The organism is Exiguobacterium sp. SH5S4 (assembly GCF_004337045.1).
GTDB lineage: Bacteria > Bacillota > Bacilli > Exiguobacteriales > Exiguobacteriaceae > Exiguobacterium > Exiguobacterium aurantiacum_A.
Genome location: NZ_SJUQ01000093.1, coordinates 1 through 266, shown reverse-complemented (window position 1 = coordinate 266; position 266 = coordinate 1). Strand labels below are relative to the sequence as shown.

General features: G+C 44.7%; 1 tRNA gene. It reads left to right on the top strand.

Features of this window, described 5'->3' with window-relative positions:
• The first annotated feature begins 49 nt into the window (after nucleotides 1–49).
• Nucleotides 50–126: transfer RNA gene (locus tag EVJ32_RS16110), tRNA-Pro, on the top strand.
• Nucleotides 127–266: the final 140 nt, after the last annotated feature.

Below are 266 nucleotides of genomic sequence, written 5' to 3'. Positions count from 1 at the left end.
CGAATCTAAAGGCCGGGAGTTCGAATCTCTCAGGGTGCACCATTTATAACGGGAAGTAGCTCAGCTTGGTAGAGCACTTGGTTTGGGACCAAGGGGTCGCAGGTTCGAATCCTGTCTTCCCGACCATTTATTTTTTGGTCTTTGAAAACTGAACGATGAGGCAAAAAAAGTTTTACAAGTTTTGATTGAAGCGCAAGCTTCGTCATTTTTAAGAGCTATATCAAATTCTTTGGAGAGTTTGATCCTGGCTCAGGACGAACGCTGGC